The sequence below is a fragment of the Arthrobacter nitrophenolicus genome (assembly GCF_045833485.1).
In the GTDB taxonomy this organism is placed as follows: Bacteria; Actinomycetota; Actinomycetes; order Actinomycetales; family Micrococcaceae; genus Arthrobacter; species Arthrobacter nitrophenolicus.
Genome location: NZ_CP174504.1, coordinates 1,361,522 through 1,377,136, shown reverse-complemented (window position 1 = coordinate 1,377,136; position 15,615 = coordinate 1,361,522). Strand labels below are relative to the sequence as shown.

At 64.6% G+C, this 15,615-nt stretch carries 16 protein-coding genes; 8 read left to right on the top strand and 8 right to left on the bottom strand.

Annotated elements, in window-relative coordinates; genetic code table 11:
- Positions 1–83: 83 nt before the first annotated feature.
- The 3 genes from ACJJV6_RS06490 (at position 84) to ACJJV6_RS06480 (ending at position 2,048) form a co-directional block, all read left to right on the top strand.
- Complete coding sequence (locus ACJJV6_RS06490) at positions 84–1,055, top strand: DnaJ C-terminal domain-containing protein (RefSeq protein ID WP_205753931.1); 972 nt, start codon at positions 84–86, stop codon at positions 1,053–1,055.
- Positions 1,056–1,070: 15 nt separating this feature from the next.
- Entirely contained in the window at positions 1,071–1,496 is a 426-nt protein-coding gene (locus tag ACJJV6_RS06485) for a heat shock protein transcriptional repressor HspR (protein WP_407710210.1), read from the top strand.
- A 165-nt stretch (positions 1,497–1,661) separates the two neighbouring features.
- Positions 1,662–2,048, top strand: a complete 387-nt coding sequence (locus tag ACJJV6_RS06480; RefSeq protein ID WP_407710475.1) for a hypothetical protein — start codon at positions 1,662–1,664, stop codon at positions 2,046–2,048.
- A gap of 71 nt (positions 2,049–2,119) precedes the next feature.
- On the opposite strand, the gene ACJJV6_RS06475 is transcribed toward ACJJV6_RS06480, so the two are convergent.
- From ACJJV6_RS06475 to ACJJV6_RS06460, 4 genes are all read right to left on the bottom strand, one after another.
- On the bottom strand, positions 2,120–3,529 hold the full coding sequence (locus ACJJV6_RS06475; RefSeq protein WP_407710209.1) for an aldehyde dehydrogenase family protein: 1,410 nt from the start codon (positions 3,527–3,529) through the stop codon (positions 2,120–2,122).
- A gap of 129 nt (positions 3,530–3,658) precedes the next feature.
- Entirely contained in the window at positions 3,659–4,195 is a 537-nt protein-coding gene (locus tag ACJJV6_RS06470; RefSeq protein WP_009357383.1) for a gluconokinase, read from the bottom strand.
- A complete protein-coding gene (locus ACJJV6_RS06465) occupies positions 4,195–4,506 on the bottom strand; it encodes a putative quinol monooxygenase (RefSeq protein ID WP_009357382.1) in 312 nt (103 codons plus the stop codon). Before ACJJV6_RS06465 ends, ACJJV6_RS06470 begins: the two co-directional genes overlap by 1 nt.
- Before the next feature lie 114 nt (positions 4,507–4,620).
- Entirely contained in the window at positions 4,621–5,976 is a 1,356-nt protein-coding gene (locus tag ACJJV6_RS06460) for an NAD(P)H-dependent oxidoreductase (RefSeq protein ID WP_009357381.1), read from the bottom strand.
- Positions 5,977–6,231: 255 nt separating this feature from the next.
- Between ACJJV6_RS06460 and ACJJV6_RS06455 the strand changes: the two genes are divergently transcribed.
- From ACJJV6_RS06455 to ACJJV6_RS06435, 5 genes are all read left to right on the top strand, one after another.
- Entirely contained in the window at positions 6,232–7,260 is a 1,029-nt protein-coding gene (locus ACJJV6_RS06455) for a LacI family DNA-binding transcriptional regulator (protein WP_009357380.1), read from the top strand.
- Between the two features lie 281 nt (positions 7,261–7,541).
- The gene (locus ACJJV6_RS06450; RefSeq protein ID WP_009357379.1) at positions 7,542–8,564 is read left to right on the top strand and encodes a DctP family TRAP transporter solute-binding subunit; all 1,023 of its coding nucleotides are present in this window, start codon (positions 7,542–7,544) and stop codon (positions 8,562–8,564) included.
- Positions 8,565–8,595: 31 nt separating this feature from the next.
- On the top strand, positions 8,596–9,180 hold the full coding sequence (locus ACJJV6_RS06445) for a TRAP transporter small permease (protein WP_009357378.1): 585 nt from the start codon (positions 8,596–8,598) through the stop codon (positions 9,178–9,180).
- A complete protein-coding gene (locus ACJJV6_RS06440; protein WP_407710208.1) occupies positions 9,177–10,454 on the top strand; it encodes a TRAP transporter large permease in 1,278 nt (425 codons plus the stop codon). Before ACJJV6_RS06445 ends, ACJJV6_RS06440 begins: the two co-directional genes overlap by 4 nt.
- 43 nt (positions 10,455–10,497) lie before the next feature.
- Positions 10,498–11,409, top strand: coding sequence for an NAD(P)-dependent oxidoreductase (locus tag ACJJV6_RS06435; RefSeq protein ID WP_009357376.1), 912 nt, complete (start codon positions 10,498–10,500; stop codon positions 11,407–11,409).
- Between the two features lie 28 nt (positions 11,410–11,437).
- Here ACJJV6_RS06435 and ACJJV6_RS06430 read toward each other — a convergent pair whose 3' ends face one another.
- The 4 genes from ACJJV6_RS06430 to ACJJV6_RS06415 are packed head-to-tail and all read right to left on the bottom strand — an operon-like array spanning position 11,438 to position 15,605.
- Positions 11,438–12,508, bottom strand: coding sequence for an L-idonate 5-dehydrogenase (locus ACJJV6_RS06430; RefSeq protein ID WP_407710207.1), 1,071 nt, complete (start codon positions 12,506–12,508; stop codon positions 11,438–11,440).
- Positions 12,508–13,278, bottom strand: coding sequence for an SDR family oxidoreductase (locus ACJJV6_RS06425; protein ID WP_009357374.1), 771 nt, complete (start codon positions 13,276–13,278; stop codon positions 12,508–12,510). Before ACJJV6_RS06425 ends, ACJJV6_RS06430 begins: the two co-directional genes overlap by 1 nt.
- The gene (locus tag ACJJV6_RS06420) at positions 13,275–14,255 is read right to left on the bottom strand and encodes an NAD(P)-dependent oxidoreductase (protein WP_407710206.1); all 981 of its coding nucleotides are present in this window, start codon (positions 14,253–14,255) and stop codon (positions 13,275–13,277) included. Before ACJJV6_RS06420 ends, ACJJV6_RS06425 begins: the two co-directional genes overlap by 4 nt.
- Positions 14,256–15,605, bottom strand: coding sequence for an MFS transporter (locus tag ACJJV6_RS06415; RefSeq protein WP_035752299.1), 1,350 nt, complete (start codon positions 15,603–15,605; stop codon positions 14,256–14,258). It abuts the gene before it with no gap.
- Between the last annotated feature and the right edge of the window lie 10 nt (positions 15,606–15,615).

Genomic DNA, 15,615 nt, shown 5'->3' with positions numbered 1-15,615 from the left:
TTCGGTGGTTGAGTCTCGGTGGTTGAGCCTGTCGAAACCCTGAGGCTCAACCACCGACCCATAACTTTTGAAAGGAAACGCCATTGGCTAGCCAGGATTGGGTGGACAAGGACTTTTATAAGATCCTTGGTGTTGCCAAGGACGCTTCCGACGCCGATATCAAGAAGGCTTACCGGAAGCTGGCCCGCGAGCACCACCCTGATACCAACGCGGGAAACACTGCCTCCGAGAAGAAGTTCAAGGACATCTCCGAGGCCTACTCGGTGCTGTCCGATCCCGAGGAACGCCAGCAGTACGACGCCATCCGTGCCATGGGTGGCGGTGCCCGGTTCGCCCCCGGCAGCGCCGGCGCCGGCAACGGCGGGTTCGAGGACCTGTTCGGCGGCCTCTTCACCGGCAATACGGGCCGGCATGCGGGCGGGTTCAACCCTGCCGCGGGCGGGATCCCGCCCGAGTTCGCCGACCTGTTCGGCGGCGGCTTCGGCCAGACCGGCTTCCAGCGGGCCCCGCAGAAGGGGGCGGACCGTACCGCCTCCACCAGCATTTCCTTTGCCGGTTCCATCCGCGGCACCACCATCGGCCTGCGGGAACCCAGCGGTGAAGTGATCGACGTCCGGGTTCCGGCCGGCATCAAGGACGGCCAGAAGGTGCGTGTCCGCGGCAAGGGCCAGCCGAGCCCCGCCGGAAACGGCGACCTGGTGGTGTCCGTCTCGGTCCAGCCCCATCCGTTTTACACGCGCGACGGCGACAACCTGCGGATCCACGTCCCCGTCACCTTCCCGGAGGCTGCGCTGGGTGCCGACATCGAGGTGCCCACCATCGACGGCGATAAGGTGCGGGTCCGCGTTCCGGCGGGGACGCCGTCGGGCCGTACCCTGCGGGTGAAGGGCAAGGGCGTGAAGACCTCGAAGGCGACCGGCGACCTGCTGGTGACCATCGACGTCGCGGTCCCGAAGAACCTGAACAAGGAAGCCGAAGCGGCGGTCAAGGCGTTTGCCGAGGCCACAGCCGGTTCGGACGTCCGAGAGGGCCTGGCCGCCAAGGCCCGGCTCTAGCAGCGGAGGTGTTCGGTGGACATCAACGTTGACCAGCCCATCTTCGTGATTTCGGTGGCGGCCGAGCTGGCGGACATGCACCCGCAGACCCTGCGGCAGTACGACCGGCTGGGCATCGTCAAGCCCAGCCGCGCGCCGGGGAAGTCCCGCCGGTACTCGCAGCGGGACGTCAACATGCTGCGCGAGGTGCAGCGGCTGTCCCAGGAGGGCGTTTCGCTGGAGGGGATCAAGCGCATCCTGGAGCTCGAAAACCAGGTGGCCGCCCTGCAGCGGCGGGTCGCTGAACTCACGGAGGAACTTGGCCGCAGGCCACAGCCGTTCGATTCCCGCATTTTCGCCGCCGGCGCGGCGGGCGACGTGGTGAGCCTGGCCCGCGGCCAGCGCCCCCGGCCCCGGTCGCAGGCCGTGGTGCTGTGGCGGCCCAGGGCCATCGGCCAGTAAGTACCTGGCTTCAGGCGCCCCGGGAAATTCGAGTACACACTACTCGTGCCCCGTCCGCCCCCGGAAACTTGAATGGAACCACCGCTGGATCAGCGGTGGTTCCATCAGTTTCTGGGGGTTTTTGATGTGTGGTTCTCAGCATAAGGCCCGGCCATGAGCCCGGGGATGGAGTCCGTGGCCGCGTTCAGCGGCTCGGTTCCCGGCCAGATCCTGCTGGCCATCGGGCAGACCATCGTGGTGGTCTGCGTGTGTTTCGACATGGTGCGTGCCCTGTCCGTTCCGCGGTCGCACCGGCGGTACGTGGCCAGCACCGTGTTCCGGACCCTGGCCGTCCCGTCCATCATCGCCAACGGACTCACCGTGCTGATCGCCCTGGTGGTGGCGTCCTGGGTTGACGTGGTCATGGGCATGTTCGTCCTGGTGGCCATCATTTTCCGCCTGCACCATGACAAGGACGAGGACAACTGGTGGAAGGGCAAGGGCAAGAAGCTGGCCCGCTGGGCCCGCCGGCAGTTGGCCGGCCGCACTTCCGCCGCGCCGGCCATGGGGTAGCGGCAGCACCTTAAAAGCCCGGGAGCCCCGCACACCGGCCGGCATGCGGGGCTCCCGTCTCCAACGCTTTCCTAGCCGTTGATCACCTGGGGGACGCCGAGGTGCTTGAGGCCTTCGACGCCGAATTCGAGGCCGTAGCCGGATTGTTTGGCGCCGCCGAAGGGGATGCGGGGGTCCACGGCGCCGTGGCGGTTGATCCAGACGGTGCCGGCCTGGATGCGGGTGGCGACGTCGCGGGCGGCGGCGGGGTTGGAGGACCAGACGGAGGCGCCGAGGCCGACGTCGAGGGCGTTGGCTTTTTCCACTGCTTCGTCGATGGTGCTGTAGCGGATGATCGGCAGGGCCGGCCCGAACTGTTCTTCGGCGACGAGCGGGTTGTTGTTGTCGATGTCGGCGACCAGGGTGGTGGGGTAGAAGTAGCCGGGCTGGTCGGGGTCCGGGTTGCCGCCGAGGAGGATGCGGGCGCCGGAGTCTTTGGCTGCCTGGACGAGGTTGGCGACGACGTCGTATTGGGCTTTGTTCTGCAGTGGGCCCAGGACGTTGGTTTCGTCCAGGCCGTTGCCCATGGGCATGGCTTTGGCGAAGGTGGTGAGTTCCTCGCAGACGGCGTCGTAGATGTCGTCGTGGACGTAGAGGCGTTTGAGGGCGGCGCAGGTTTGGCCGGTGTTGAGGAAGGCGCCCCAGAAGATGTCTTCGGCGATGGCCTTGGGGTCGGCGTCGGGCAGGACGATGCCGGCGTCGTTGCCGCCGAGTTCGAGGGTGAGGCGTTTGACGGTGTCTGCGGAGGATTTGATGATGGCGCGGCCGGCGGCGGTGGAGCCGGTGAACATGATTTTGCCGATCGCGGGGTGGTTGGTGAGGCGGGCGCCGACTTCGCGGCCGCAGGAGACTGTGGTGAGGATGCCTTCGGGGAGTTCTTCGTTGAGGACTTTGACCAGGGCCAGGACGGAGAGCGGGGTGTTGCCGGAGGGTTTGACGACGACGGTGTTGCCCATGCGCAGGGCGGGGGCGATCTGCCAGATGGCGATCATCATGGGCCAGTTCCAGGGGCCGATGGCGGCGACGACGCCGATGGGCTTGTAGTGCAGTTCGGCGCGGGTCTCGCCGTCGTCCACGATCGTTTCCGGTTCCAGCGGCAGGCCGGCGGTGGCGCGGAGCCAGGCCACGCAGGCGCCCACTTCGAAGCGGGCGTTGGGGCCGTTGAGGGGTTTTCCCTGTTCGCGGGAGAGCAGCTGGGCGAGTTCCTCGGCGGAGCGTTCGACGGCGTCGGCTGCTTTCAGGAGCGCGGCGGACCTTGCCTCGCGGCCCAGCGCCGCCCACGCGGGCTGGGTTTCGACGGCGGTGGCGACGGCGTCCTCCAGGAACTCAAGGTCATGGATGGGGGCCTCGCCCACGGCTTCGCCCGTGGCAGGGTTCAGGATGGTCCGGCTGGGACCGGACGTGGGCGTGATGGACGCGAGGAGCGCATCATAGGTTTCCAAGGGATACTCCACTTCGAGTAGGCAAGGACGCCAGCCGGGCGGCGTAGCGGGTTACCCCCCAGTGTGGTTTACCGCCCCGGCTCCGCTCTTGTCTTTTGGCGCAAGGCCCTTGGCGTGGAAGGAACGGTCTTATGTTCCGTTCTGATTGATACCGGCCTTTACTGCGAGATGTCCTCGGCGGAGATTTGCGAGAATCTGATCGGTGACCGCTTCAATGCCGCCTTCGGATATCAAGGTCATTCCGGCTTCGGCCGTTTCCAGGGCCTCAAGTGTCTCCAGCTGTGAGGTGAGAAGGGATGCAGGCATGAAGTGTCCTGGACGCTGGACCAACCGCTGCTGCAATACCGAAGGCTCGACCTTTAACAGGATGAACCTGGTGGAAGGGGCGGCTGCGCGGATAGCGTCACGGTAGGCGCGTTTGAGGGCCGAACAGGCAACCACGATCCCGTTAGCGTGTTCGCCCGCGAGTTCTGCGCCGACCAGGCGAAGCCACGGCCATCTGTCTTCATCGGTGAGCGGTACGCCGGCTGCCATCTTTTGAACGTTCGGCAAGGGGTGCAGGTCGTCAGCGTCCTTGAAGGTTGCCCCGAGCCGGGCTGCCAGGGCAGTGCCTACCTCAGTCTTGCCCGCGCCCGACACGCCCATGACAACAATAGGGCTATTCACTACAGCGCTCCCTGTTGTGCTGTTCCTGCGGGGATTGGCACGAGCCTGGTCACGACGACGGGTTTTTCCAGCAGGCCTTCGAGGGAGGCGTTCAGGCGTTTGACCGGTTCACCTTGGCCGTGGGCGTCGAGCAGCTCAGCTGATTCCCATTTTTCGATCATGAATATCTGGTTGTTTGGGGCTTCGTGTATCGCATAGAGCAGGCAGCCGGGTTCCTGGTGCACTTCACTGATTGCTGGAGAGAGGGCGGCGACGACCTGGTCGAAGGCGCCTTCCTTCGGGCTGAAAGCAGCGGTGACGACGATGGTCATATGAGGTGTCTCCTAGTAGGAGGGTGTGGGCGCGGGAGGGTGCTTGCGGACGCGGCGCGGACCGGCGGCTGAAGTCCGTGGGTCCGCGCCGAACGTCTGCAGAGTGTTTCGGACTTAGCTGCGGGCGAGGTTTTCCTCGAGGGCAAGGGCCTCGGTTTCGCGACGCAGTTCGAGGGCCTGGGCGAGCGAGTCGTCCATGATGACGTCTTCCCAGCGGACGATGCCGCCCTTGGGTACGTCATTGCGAAGTTCCACGTGGTGGGCCAGCGCAACCGGCAGGGCGCCGGTGGTGACGGAGTGCTTCGCGGAAACGAGTTGGCCCCAGACGGTGTATCCGCCTTCGCCGTCAAGGAATTCACCGGCTTTGAGGTCTTTCTTGGCGGTGGCGACAACGTCGCCGAAGAAGCCGGTGGGCGAACCCGTGGGGATCCCGCGGAGGACGGCGTTGGCTATTGATACGTTCAGTTCCAGGCCGACATAGTGGTAGGGGCGGTACAGGGCGGCGTACTGGCCGGTGGGGTCCGGGTGCCAGGGGTATTCGTTGAAGCAGCCGGAGACGTAGGCGTTCGTTGCCTTCACGACGACGAAGACGCCTTCCTGGGTGTTGTGGGGGATCCAGGTGCCGTCGCGGTTGACGCTGGACATGACGTCGACGGTCCCTTCGTGCGCGAGGGCTCCTCCGACGTCGGCGGGGCGGCAGATTGTGGCAATTTCCTCAACGTCTCCTGGTGTGAACGTCAGGCCGGTGTCAGAGGGCACCAGTCCTGCCGCGTTGGCGACGGCGGCCATTTCGATGGCGGCCTTGGTGCCGTCGCGGAAGGAGGTGTGCATGTTGGGGTTCAGCTGCCCGGAGTCGGTGAGTTCCTTGGAGAATTCCCAGTTTTCCCAGACGTTGTCGGGGTTCATCTCGTGGTAGTGCTCGAGGAATTTGGCGCCCTTGCCGGCGCAGACGACGTCGAATCCGCTGGTGCGGGCCCAGTCGACGAGTTCCATGATGAGCGCCGGCTGGTCGCCGTATGCCATTGAGTAGACAACGCCGGCTGCTTCTGCCCGCTTGGCAAGTGCGGGCCCTGCCAGGGCGTCGGCTTCGACGGTGACCATGATGATGTGCTTTTTCGTGTCGATGGCGCGCAGCGCGTGCTTGACGCCAACGATGGGGTTACCGGTGGCTTCGACGATGATGTCGATGTCGACGTCGAAAAGCTCGTCGGCGTTGGCCACAATCGCGGTTGAGCGGTCCCTGAGGGCGGTTGCGATGTCCGGGGCGATCTGGTCTTTGGGCCATCCAACGAGTTCGAAAGCACCTTCGGCGCGCTTGACGTTGATGTCGGCGATGGCGACGACGTGGATACCCGGAATGTTGTTTGCCTGGGCCAGGTACATCGTCCCGTAGCGTCCGGCGCCGATCAGGCCGACCCGGATGGGCTCTCCGTCGGCTTCGCGCTGGGTCAGGAGGTGGTGCAGGTTCATGGGTTGCCTTTCAAGGGATACGGCGCTGTTCCGGAAGGGATGCGGGCTGGTCTGTGATCAACCGCAGCTGTGGGGGCTCTGCTTTTCACCTTGCGCCTCGCCGCCATTGGGTAATGGGCTGCAGAACTAAGCGGGACCGAACTAAGGTAAAATAAGTGGAACCGGTACACTTTTATGTCACAGGCGCGGGCTCACCGTCAAGCCCTAGGCTGAAAAGGTTCCAGGTGTCCAGGAAGTGCCAGGCAAGGAGTAGGCGTGCAGAAACAACCGACCATCCGCGATGTTGCCCAGGCGGCCGGGGTGTCCGTTGCGGTCGTCTCCCGGGTGCTGAATCCGGGTTCGGGCCCGGTCGCCGCGGCCACGCGCGGGAGAGTAAACGAGGTGATGAAGAACCTTGGTTATCACCCCCGCACGGCAGCCAGGGAGCTCAAGTACGGCCCGCCCACAACGCTGGGGCTGCTGCTCGCCGATGTCTCCAACCCCTTTTTTGCCCGGCTCGCCGACCGGGTGGTGCAGGAGGCGCACTCCCGCGGAATCCAGGTGCTGCTGATGACCACGCAGGAGGATGACCAGCTGGAGTCAGAACGTCTGGCGACATTAATCGAACGCAGGGTCAGTGGGATTATTGCGACCCCGACCGGCAACAACCTTGCCACCTGGAAGCAGCTCCAGGATCTGGGAACTGAGGTGGTCTTTGTCGACCGGTCAATTCCGTCGCTTCCCGAGGTTGACGTTGTCAGCATCGATAACTTCGAATCCGCCCGGGCTGCAACGGCCCTTCTTGCAGCCCACGGCCACCGGCGCATCGGAATCATCTCCGGGCCGGCTTCCTCCACTACCGGAAGGGACCGGATTGCCGGCTATCGGCAAGCCCTGGAGACGGCCGGCTTGGAGCCGGATGAGCTCCTGATACGGCATGCCGCGTTCCGCGGCCCTGCCGGGGGAGACGCCGCGTCGGCGCTGCTCAATATCGAAGAGCCGCCCACCGCTTTGGTGGTGGCAAACACTGCCCAGGTAACCGAAGTTCTGCGGCGCCTTTCCCATGCCGGGATCGACATTCCCGGGAGGCTGTCCGTCATCGTCTTCGAAGATTCACCCTGGACCGAACTCATGACCCCGGCCCTGACGATCGTCAAACAGCCCATAGATCTGCTCGCCCGTCATTCCGTGCAGCTCGCGTTGTCCAACACGCAGGGCAAGACGTCGGAAAAACGCAACGTCATCCGCGTAGCCGCCGAACTGGTTGAGCGGTCCAGCGTTGCCCGGCTGCAGTTATCGAAGTAACCAAACGGGCATCCGCTCCTGAATGGTTTACAGCAGCGCCGGGCCTATGGTAAAAAAGTGTACCGGTTCCACTGGTACCACGATCTTCCATCCTGGTCTGCAAGCGTGCACCTGCACGCCTGACTTCTATCTGGAAGGCGCTGGGCACGCGGGACGAGAGAGCAGCAAGAGCAGTTCTCGGCCATATCTGCACAGCCCAGTACGCCGCAATTACCGCCGTCAAAGCATCAGTACCCTGTCCCCATAGGTCAGGAACCAGCAAGTATTCAAAGGAGAATCAGATGCCAAAGCGCATCCTGGCCGCCGCAGCTGCGGCCGTTGCACTCACCGTTACTACTGCCCTCACCGGTTGCGGCGGGGCCCCGGGTGCCGGCGCGGCCAGCACCACGATCCGCCTCGGCATCGGCGACCCAGCAACCTCTTCCATGGGCGTGAGCGCAAAGCACTTCGCCGACAAGGTTGCCGAGCTGAGCGACGGCAAGGTCAAGGTCGAGACGTTCCCCGACGGCACCCTCTTCGGCGGAGACCAGAACGCCGCCGTCAACCTGCTTGGAAACGGCACGCTGGACTCCACCATCATGTCGACCTCGGTGTACGCGTCCTTCGAGCCGAAGATGAACGCCGTCAGCCTTCCCTATCTCTTCAAGGACTCGGAGGAGGTCACCAAGTACTTTGAAGGCGAGCCGGGCAAGGAACTGCTGGGCTCACTGGACAAGCTGGGCATCAAGGGCGTGTCCATGCTGACCCGTACCCCCCGGCACACCACCAACTCGATGCGCCCCATCACCCAGCCCGAGGACTTCAAGGACCTGAAGCTCCGCGTACCGCAGAATGACCTCTGGGTTAAGTTCTTTGGCTCACTGGGCGCCAACCCGACGCCGATGGACTTCAAAGAGGTTTACACCGCCCTGCAGCTCGGCACTATCGACGGCCAGGAAAACCCTCTGGAAGTACCAGTCAACAACAAGTTCTTCGAAGTCCAGGACTACCTCTCCTTGACGGGCCACATCTCCGACGGGCTCGTCCTCGGGTTCAGCAAGAAAAAGTGGGACTCCTTCGATGAGGACACCCGGAAGGTCCTGCAGGAAGCTGCAGACGAGACCGCTGATTTCAAGACAAAGTACGACAACGACGAAGCCACCAAGACCCTCGACAAGCTGAAGGGCGAAGGCGTGAAGATCAACGAGCTGACGCCCGAAGCACGGGAAGAGTTCCAGGCGGCGGCACAGAAGGTTTACCCCGAGCTTGAGGGCAAGGTTGGCAAGGAATTCGTCCAGTCAAGCCTCGAATTCCTCGGACGTTAAGATGACGGGTCCAGTGCAGGAGACAAGTTCAGTGCATGATGATGGGACCACCCCAGTCCGGGGGGCCGAACACCAGGCGGCCGAAGATAGCATCCAGGTGGTTCCGGTCAGCGACGTCTCGGAACCTCATGGTCTGATCTGGAAGGCCGTGGATGCTCTCCTCTTCGTCGGCATCTGCGCGATGCTGCTCAGCCTTGCTGCCCAAATGGTCAGCCGGCAGATGGGAGCCTCGCTGTCGTGGACCGAGGAACTGACCCGTTTCCTGTTCATGGACACCACCTTCCTGGGGATGGCAGCAGGCTTCCGGGCTGCCGTGCACCCGCGGGTGAACTTCGTTGTGGCGTGGGGACCAGCCTGGCTTAAAAAGGTCAGCATGCATCTCTACGCCGTCTGCGGGACCGTCTTCTTCAGTGTCCTGATCTACAAGACGTGGGAACTGATGCTGCAGCAATACTCCGCTGGAGAGTCCAGTCCTGCCCTGGGACTCAAGATGTTCCTGGTAACCCTGCCCCTTGTGATCAGCGCGGCACTCGCCATCGTCGCCCACATCACGACCGTCTACTTCTCCCCGTATATGCGTAAGAGGATCCTCAAAGGAGAGATGATCGCATCATGAGCCTGACCCTGCTGGGGATTTTCCTCCTCCTGCTGCTGCTGGGCGTTGCGCTCTCAGTCTCACTCGGCATCGGCGTCATCGCCACGCTGCTGATCTTCGATATTCCCCTCGAACTGTTGCCGCAGTCCATGATGAGCTCCATGAACAGCTTCCTGCTGGTTGCTGTCCCCTTGTTCGTCCTGGCCGGCAACCTCATGTCCGGAGGGGGTATTTCGGATCGCATCTTCCGTGGCGCCGAAGTCATCTTCGGCCGCTTCCGTGGCGGCCTTGGCCAGGTGAACATCGCATCGAGCGCGGTCTTCGGCGGCATCTCCGGTTCCTCAGTCGCCGACATCGTCAGCCTTGGCAAGATCGAGATCAAAGCCATGACTGACCATAAATACCCGAGGCCTTACGCGGCAGCGATGACCATGGTCACGGCCACCCTGTCCTCACTGATACCGCCGAGCATCCTTATGATCATCGCCGCTTCCACAGCGAACGTCTCGGTAGGCGCCGCCCTGGCAGGAGGATTTGGCCCGTCCGTTGTCCTGATCATCGTCCTGATGCTTGTGAACTTCTTCCTGTCAGCACGTCACGGTTACGGCGAGGTCTCAAGGACGCCTTTCAAGAAGGGCCTTAGGATCGTCCTCGAGGGAATCCCTGCCATGGGCGGCCCAGTGATCATCCTGGTAGGCATGTTCAGCGGGCTCGTCACCCCCACGGAGGCGGCCGCCGTCGCCGTCTTCTACAGCCTGTTGGTCGGCATCTACGTCTACCGGGACATGAAGTGGCGCCAGATGCCCAAGATGATCGTGGACGCCGGCCTCACCACCGGCACTATCCTGCTCATCGCCATGATCGCCGGCGTCGCCTCTTACATCTTCACCATTGACGGGCTGCCGGCGAAGGTCAGCAGCTGGCTGTTGAGCGTCAGTACTGACCCCACCATCGTCATGCTGCTGATCGGCATGATCCTGATCATCATCGGAACTGTGATGGACAAAGTCGCAGCCATCCTGCTGTGCACACCGGTGCTCATGCCCGCGGCTGTGTCTTCCGGTGTGGATCCCATCCACTTCGTCGTCTTCCTCGTTGCCGCCCTTGCCGTCGGACTGGTCGTGCCGCCTGTCGGCGTCTGCCTGTTCGCGGCGTCCTATGTCAGCGGGCTGCCGATGGAAAAGATTGTGAAGGCCGCGGTGCCGCTCTACGTGGTCATGGTGGTTGCCGTCGTCATGCTGGCCATCTTCCCGCAACTTATCCTGTGGCCATCCAATCTCCTGGCCAACCAGTAACGCCTTCCCTCAGTTCGCTAACCCCATTCACTAAAGGATCCCAATGCCTGAACCTGACCGCCCAGCACTTGCCCTGATGGGACTAGGGCCGATGGGCGAACCCATGGCGCGGCGGCTGCTGAAGGGCTACGGCGAGTTGACAGTCTGGAACCGGACAGCTTCAAAGGCGGAGGCCTTGGTTGGCCTGGGCGTCCGCGTTGCGGCCTCACCTCGTGAGGCGGCTGCCGACATAGTTCTCACCGTGCTGCCGGACCTAAACCACGTCGAATCGCTGCTTCCGGGAGAAGAGGGCCTGATAGCCGGATGGACAGCAAGGGGCATTTCCCGGCCCATACTCGTCGTGCACGGGACAGTCTCGCCGGGGGCAGTGGCGGCATTTGGCGAACGGATGCTTCGCGAACATGGGGTCCGAGTCCTTGACGCCCCCGTCAGTGGCGGCACCGTGGGCGCCGAAAACGGCACCCTGAGCATCATGGTGGGCGGGGACGCGGACACGTTCAGCTCGGTCGTCCCGGTGTTCGAGTTGGTGGGCAGCACCATCCGGCACATGGGTTCCGGGGGTTCGGGCGCACTGGCCAAGGCCTGCAACCAGGTCGTGGTCGCCGGCACGGTCACGGCAGTTTCCGAAGCTATGCTTCTCGCGCGCGGCGGGGGACTGGATCCATCGGTGATGCTTGAACTGCTTCGGGGTGGGCTGGCCGACTCCGAAGTACTGCGCCAAAAAGGGCACAGATGGATTGACGGCGACTTCACAGGTGGCGGCAGCGCCCGAAACCAGCTGAAGGACCTCAACTTCGTGCTCGGAGCGGCCAGAACAGCACACCTGGAGCTACCGCTGAGCTCGGTAATCCAGGATCTTTTCGAGGATATGGTCGAGCGGGGCGACGGCGCCCTTGACCACACAGGAATCTTCCGGACCCTTGCTCAGCGCAACGGCGCTTTCACTGAGACCTGAGAACCTCCACGCAAGCGAGGGGATACCCCTACGCGCCGGCAAAGTCGAGCAGGACCTTCCCGGACTCGGCCGAGTTCCTGGCCGTTTCGAAAGCTTCGAGGCCGCGTTCCAGCGGGAAGACGTGGGTGACCACCGGATCCACGAACAGGGACCCGTCGGCCAGCGCAGTGATGACCTGGTCGATCTCGTCATTGAACCTGAACGAGCCCAGCAGTTCCAGTTCCCGCGTGATGGCCAGTGAAATCAGGACAGGCTGCGGTCCGGACGGCAGCAGGCCGACCATCACCACCTTTCCGCCGCGGACCGCTGCCTTGATGGCCGTCGCCAGTCCGTGGTGGGAGCCGGAGGACTCGATGACGACGTCGGCCTCAACCGCAGCCAGCGCTTCAGCGTCGCTTGCTTCCAGCACCTCGTCCGCACCCACTGCCCGGGCGATTTCGAGGGGTTTCCGGTGCAGGTCCGTCGCCACGATCCGGGCCGCGCCCGCGCGCTTGAGGACGGCGACGGTCAGTGTACCGATCGGGCCGCAGCCAACCACCAGAGCAGTCTTGCCCCTGACGTCACCGGCGCGCGCCACGGCATGCCAGGCCACGCTGGCCGGCTCGACCAGCGCCGCCGTCTTCAGGTCCAGTCCCGCCGGCAGGACCCGCAGCATCCGCGACGGCAGGTTGACGTACCTGCTGAAGGCCCCGTCCGTATGCGGGAACCGCGCGGCACTCCCAAGATAGGTGCAGCCGGGGGACAAGTTGGGCCGGTCTTCCGGATACCTGGCGAAGTCCGGCCCCTCTCCCGGCCCGGGCGTGGCCGGATGCACGGCGACCGGTGCGCCCTCCGCCGGTCCGGATCCGTCCGCTGCCGCACGGATGACCGTCCCCACGATCTCGTGCCCCAGCACCATCGGGGCCTTCAGGACCGATTCCCCGGCCGCGCCGTGCAGCCAGTAGTGCAGATCGGAGCCGCAGATGCCGCCGTAGGCGATCTCCACCACTGCCTGGTCGGGACGGGCCGCCGGCAGCGGGATGCTTTCAATGCGCAGGTCGCCTGCAGCATGGGCGACGACGGCGGGACCCGCCGCCGGAAGTTCGGCCACGGTACGCATCAGACCACCACCGTCATTCCGCCGTCGATGAAGATGGTTTGGCCGTTCACGAAGTCCGAACCGCTGGAAGCCAGCCAGACTGCCGGGCCGGCCAGGTCCTCCGGCGTGCCCCAGCGGTGCGCAGGGGTCCGCCCGAGGATCCAGGAGTTGAACTGCTCGTCATCCACCAGGTTCTGGGTCATCTCGGTGTGGATGTAGCCGGGTGCCAGCGCGTTGATCTGCAAACCGGCGGCCGCCCATTCCGCCGTCATGGCGCGGGTGAGGTTCCGCAACCCGCCCTTGGCGGCGATGTACGGTGCGATGGTGGGCCGGGCCAGGTCCGTCTGGACCGAACAGATGTTGATGATCTTGCCGCGGCCCCGGGGGATCATGAAACGGGCCGCCGCCCTGCCCACCAGGAACGCGCTGGTGAGGTCGGTGCTGATGACCCGCTCCCAGTCCTTGACGTCCAGGTCAAGCATGGCCACACGGTGCTGGATGCCGGCGTTGTTGACCAGGATCTCCAGCGGACCCACATTTTCTTCCACCCACGCCATAGCGTCAGCAACTTCAGTGTCATTGGTGACGTCGAAGGCGCAGCTGTGGATCCGGCCCGGCGCGAAATCGGCGGCCATTGCGGCTTCGGCGGCCTTGAGCCGTTCCGGGTTGACGCCGTTCAGCACCACCGTGGCGCCGGCGTCCGCCAGGGCCCGGGCAAGGGCATTGCCGATTCCACGGCTTGATCCCGTGACCAGGGCTGTACGTCCGGTCAGGTCGAAAAGGGCGGTCATGACAAAGTCTCCTTGATAGTCGCCGGAGCGTTCCCCGGGGAAGCGGTGCCGAGGTTGGCAATGGCCTGCCGCACTACGGCCAGGTCGAAGTCTCCCAGGCCCTGCCTGATGAGGTGGGCATAGAGTTCGACGCCGGCAGATGCCATCGGTACCGCGGCACCAACGCTGCGGGCACTTTCCAGCACGAAGGACAGGTCCTTGTGCATGAACTTGGCCGGTCCGGTTGGCGTGTAATCCTCCGCTGCCAGCCGCGGGCCCACCACCTCCAGCACCCGGCTGGCTGCGAGCCCGCCGGACAAGACGTCGAAGAGTGCTTCGACGTCGAGCCCGGAGCGTTCCGCAAGCCCGGCAGCTTCGGCGAGGGCCGCCGTCGTGGTGCCCACGATCAGCTGGTTGCATGCCTTCGCCAGGGACCCGGCGCCCAGCCCGCCGAGCCGGCGCACTGTTGTGCCCATGGCCTGCAGCGCGGGCAGTGCCCGCGCAAAGTCCTCCTCGGAGCCGCCGGCCATGATCGCCAGCGTCCCCTGCTGCGCGCCCTGCGTGCCGCCGCTGACGGGGGCATCAAGCACTGCGGCGTTGCCGGCGCTTGCTTCGCTCACGGCGCGGCCGAAGGCCTGGACGCCCACCGGCGAAACGCTGCTCATCACCACCACCAGGGTTCCCGGCGCGGGCGGCGAAGCCCGCCACGCGTCGAGGAGCCCGCCCGCAGCCTCTTCGATATAGGGAAGATCCGGGAGCATGAAGATGATCACCGGGTCGTTTCGAAGGTCTTCCACTGTTGCGGCGGCGGACCCGCCCAGGCGGACGAGGTCCTCAACTGCCGACGGCGAGCGGTTCCATCCGGTGACGGCCCATCCCGCTGTGAGCAGGTTCGCAGCCATCGGGGCGCCCATCAGCCCCAGCCCGACGAAGCCTGCGCGCCGGTGCAGTGGATCGGCTGGGGCAGGGGGAGCGGGGGAGGTGCTGGCGTTGTTCATCTACCTGGCGTCCTCCACGACCACCAGGTCGCGCCCGTTCGTTTCGGGTGTGAAGAACGTGGTGATGAAGGAGATTGTTGCCAGAACCAGCGAGTACAGCGCGGGAACCAGCCAGGAGTGGTTGGTGGCGGCGAGCAGCGCAACGCCGATCATCGGGGCGAAGCCGCCGGCCAGGACCGCCGAAAGTTCACGGCTCAGGGCCACGCCGGTGAACCGGTGCTGGGAACCGAAAAGCTCAGGCAGCATGGCGCACTGCGGGCCGAGCATGGACTGCACGCCCAGGGCGATGCCCACCACCATGACTGCCCATACCAGGGCGGGGTTGCCCAGCGTGACCAGGTAGAAGGCCGGCAGTGCAATGAGGGCCTGGAAGAGGGCGCCGTAGCGGTAGACGGGCACCCGGCCGAACCGGTCGGACAGGGCACCGAAAGCGACCACCATGACGGCCGCGCAGCCGGCGGCGATCAGCAGGCCGGTGGGACCAATGAACTTGTCTCCCGGGAAGACACCTGCCGGAAGGCTGATGAACGAGACCAGCAGCGCCGAGTAGACCGATGAGTTGCCGTTCTCGCCCATCCGCAGGCCGATGCCGACAAGCACGTTCTTCTTGGAGTGCTTCCAGATCTGGCCCACGGGGTTCTTGACCACGGCCTTGTGCTTTTCAAGCTCCTGGAACACCGGGGTTTCCTTGAGCCGGAGCCGGATGAAGACGGCGATGACGATCAGGATAACGCTGGCCAGGAACGGCACCCGCCAGAGCCAGCCCTGCAGGACCTCCTTGTCCGCGAGGGCCATCAGGGCGAACGTGCCGGCACCGAGCAGGGTGCCGAGCTGGATGCCCACGAAAGGCAGCGAAGCGAAGAAACCACGACGGCGGGGCGGGGCCACCTCGGAGATCAGCGTGGTGGCGCCCGCCTGCTCGGCGCCGGCTCCCAGGCCCTGGAGGATGCGCAGGGCCACCAGCAGGACGGCACCGAGCATTCCCGCCTGTTCAAACGTGGGCAGGAGGCCAATGGCGAAGCTCGCCATGCCCATCAGGCCGATGGTGAGGATCAGCACCATCTTGCGGCCGAAACGGTCCCCGATGTAGCCAAAAACCACGCCGCCGAACGGCCTTGCGGCAAAGCCGACGCCGTAGGTGGCGAAGGAGGCGATGACGGCGCCGCTCTCACCCAGGGGGGAGAAGAACAGGGGGCCGAAGATCAGCGCTGACGCCAGGCCGTAGATGTAGAAATCGTAGTATTCGAGGGCTGACCCCACGGAGCTGGCAAGAGTTGCCCTTCGCAGCTGTTCCGGTTCGACGACGGCGCCGCCCGCCTCAATCTGCGGTGATTTAGTACGAGTTGTCACAGTAACTCCC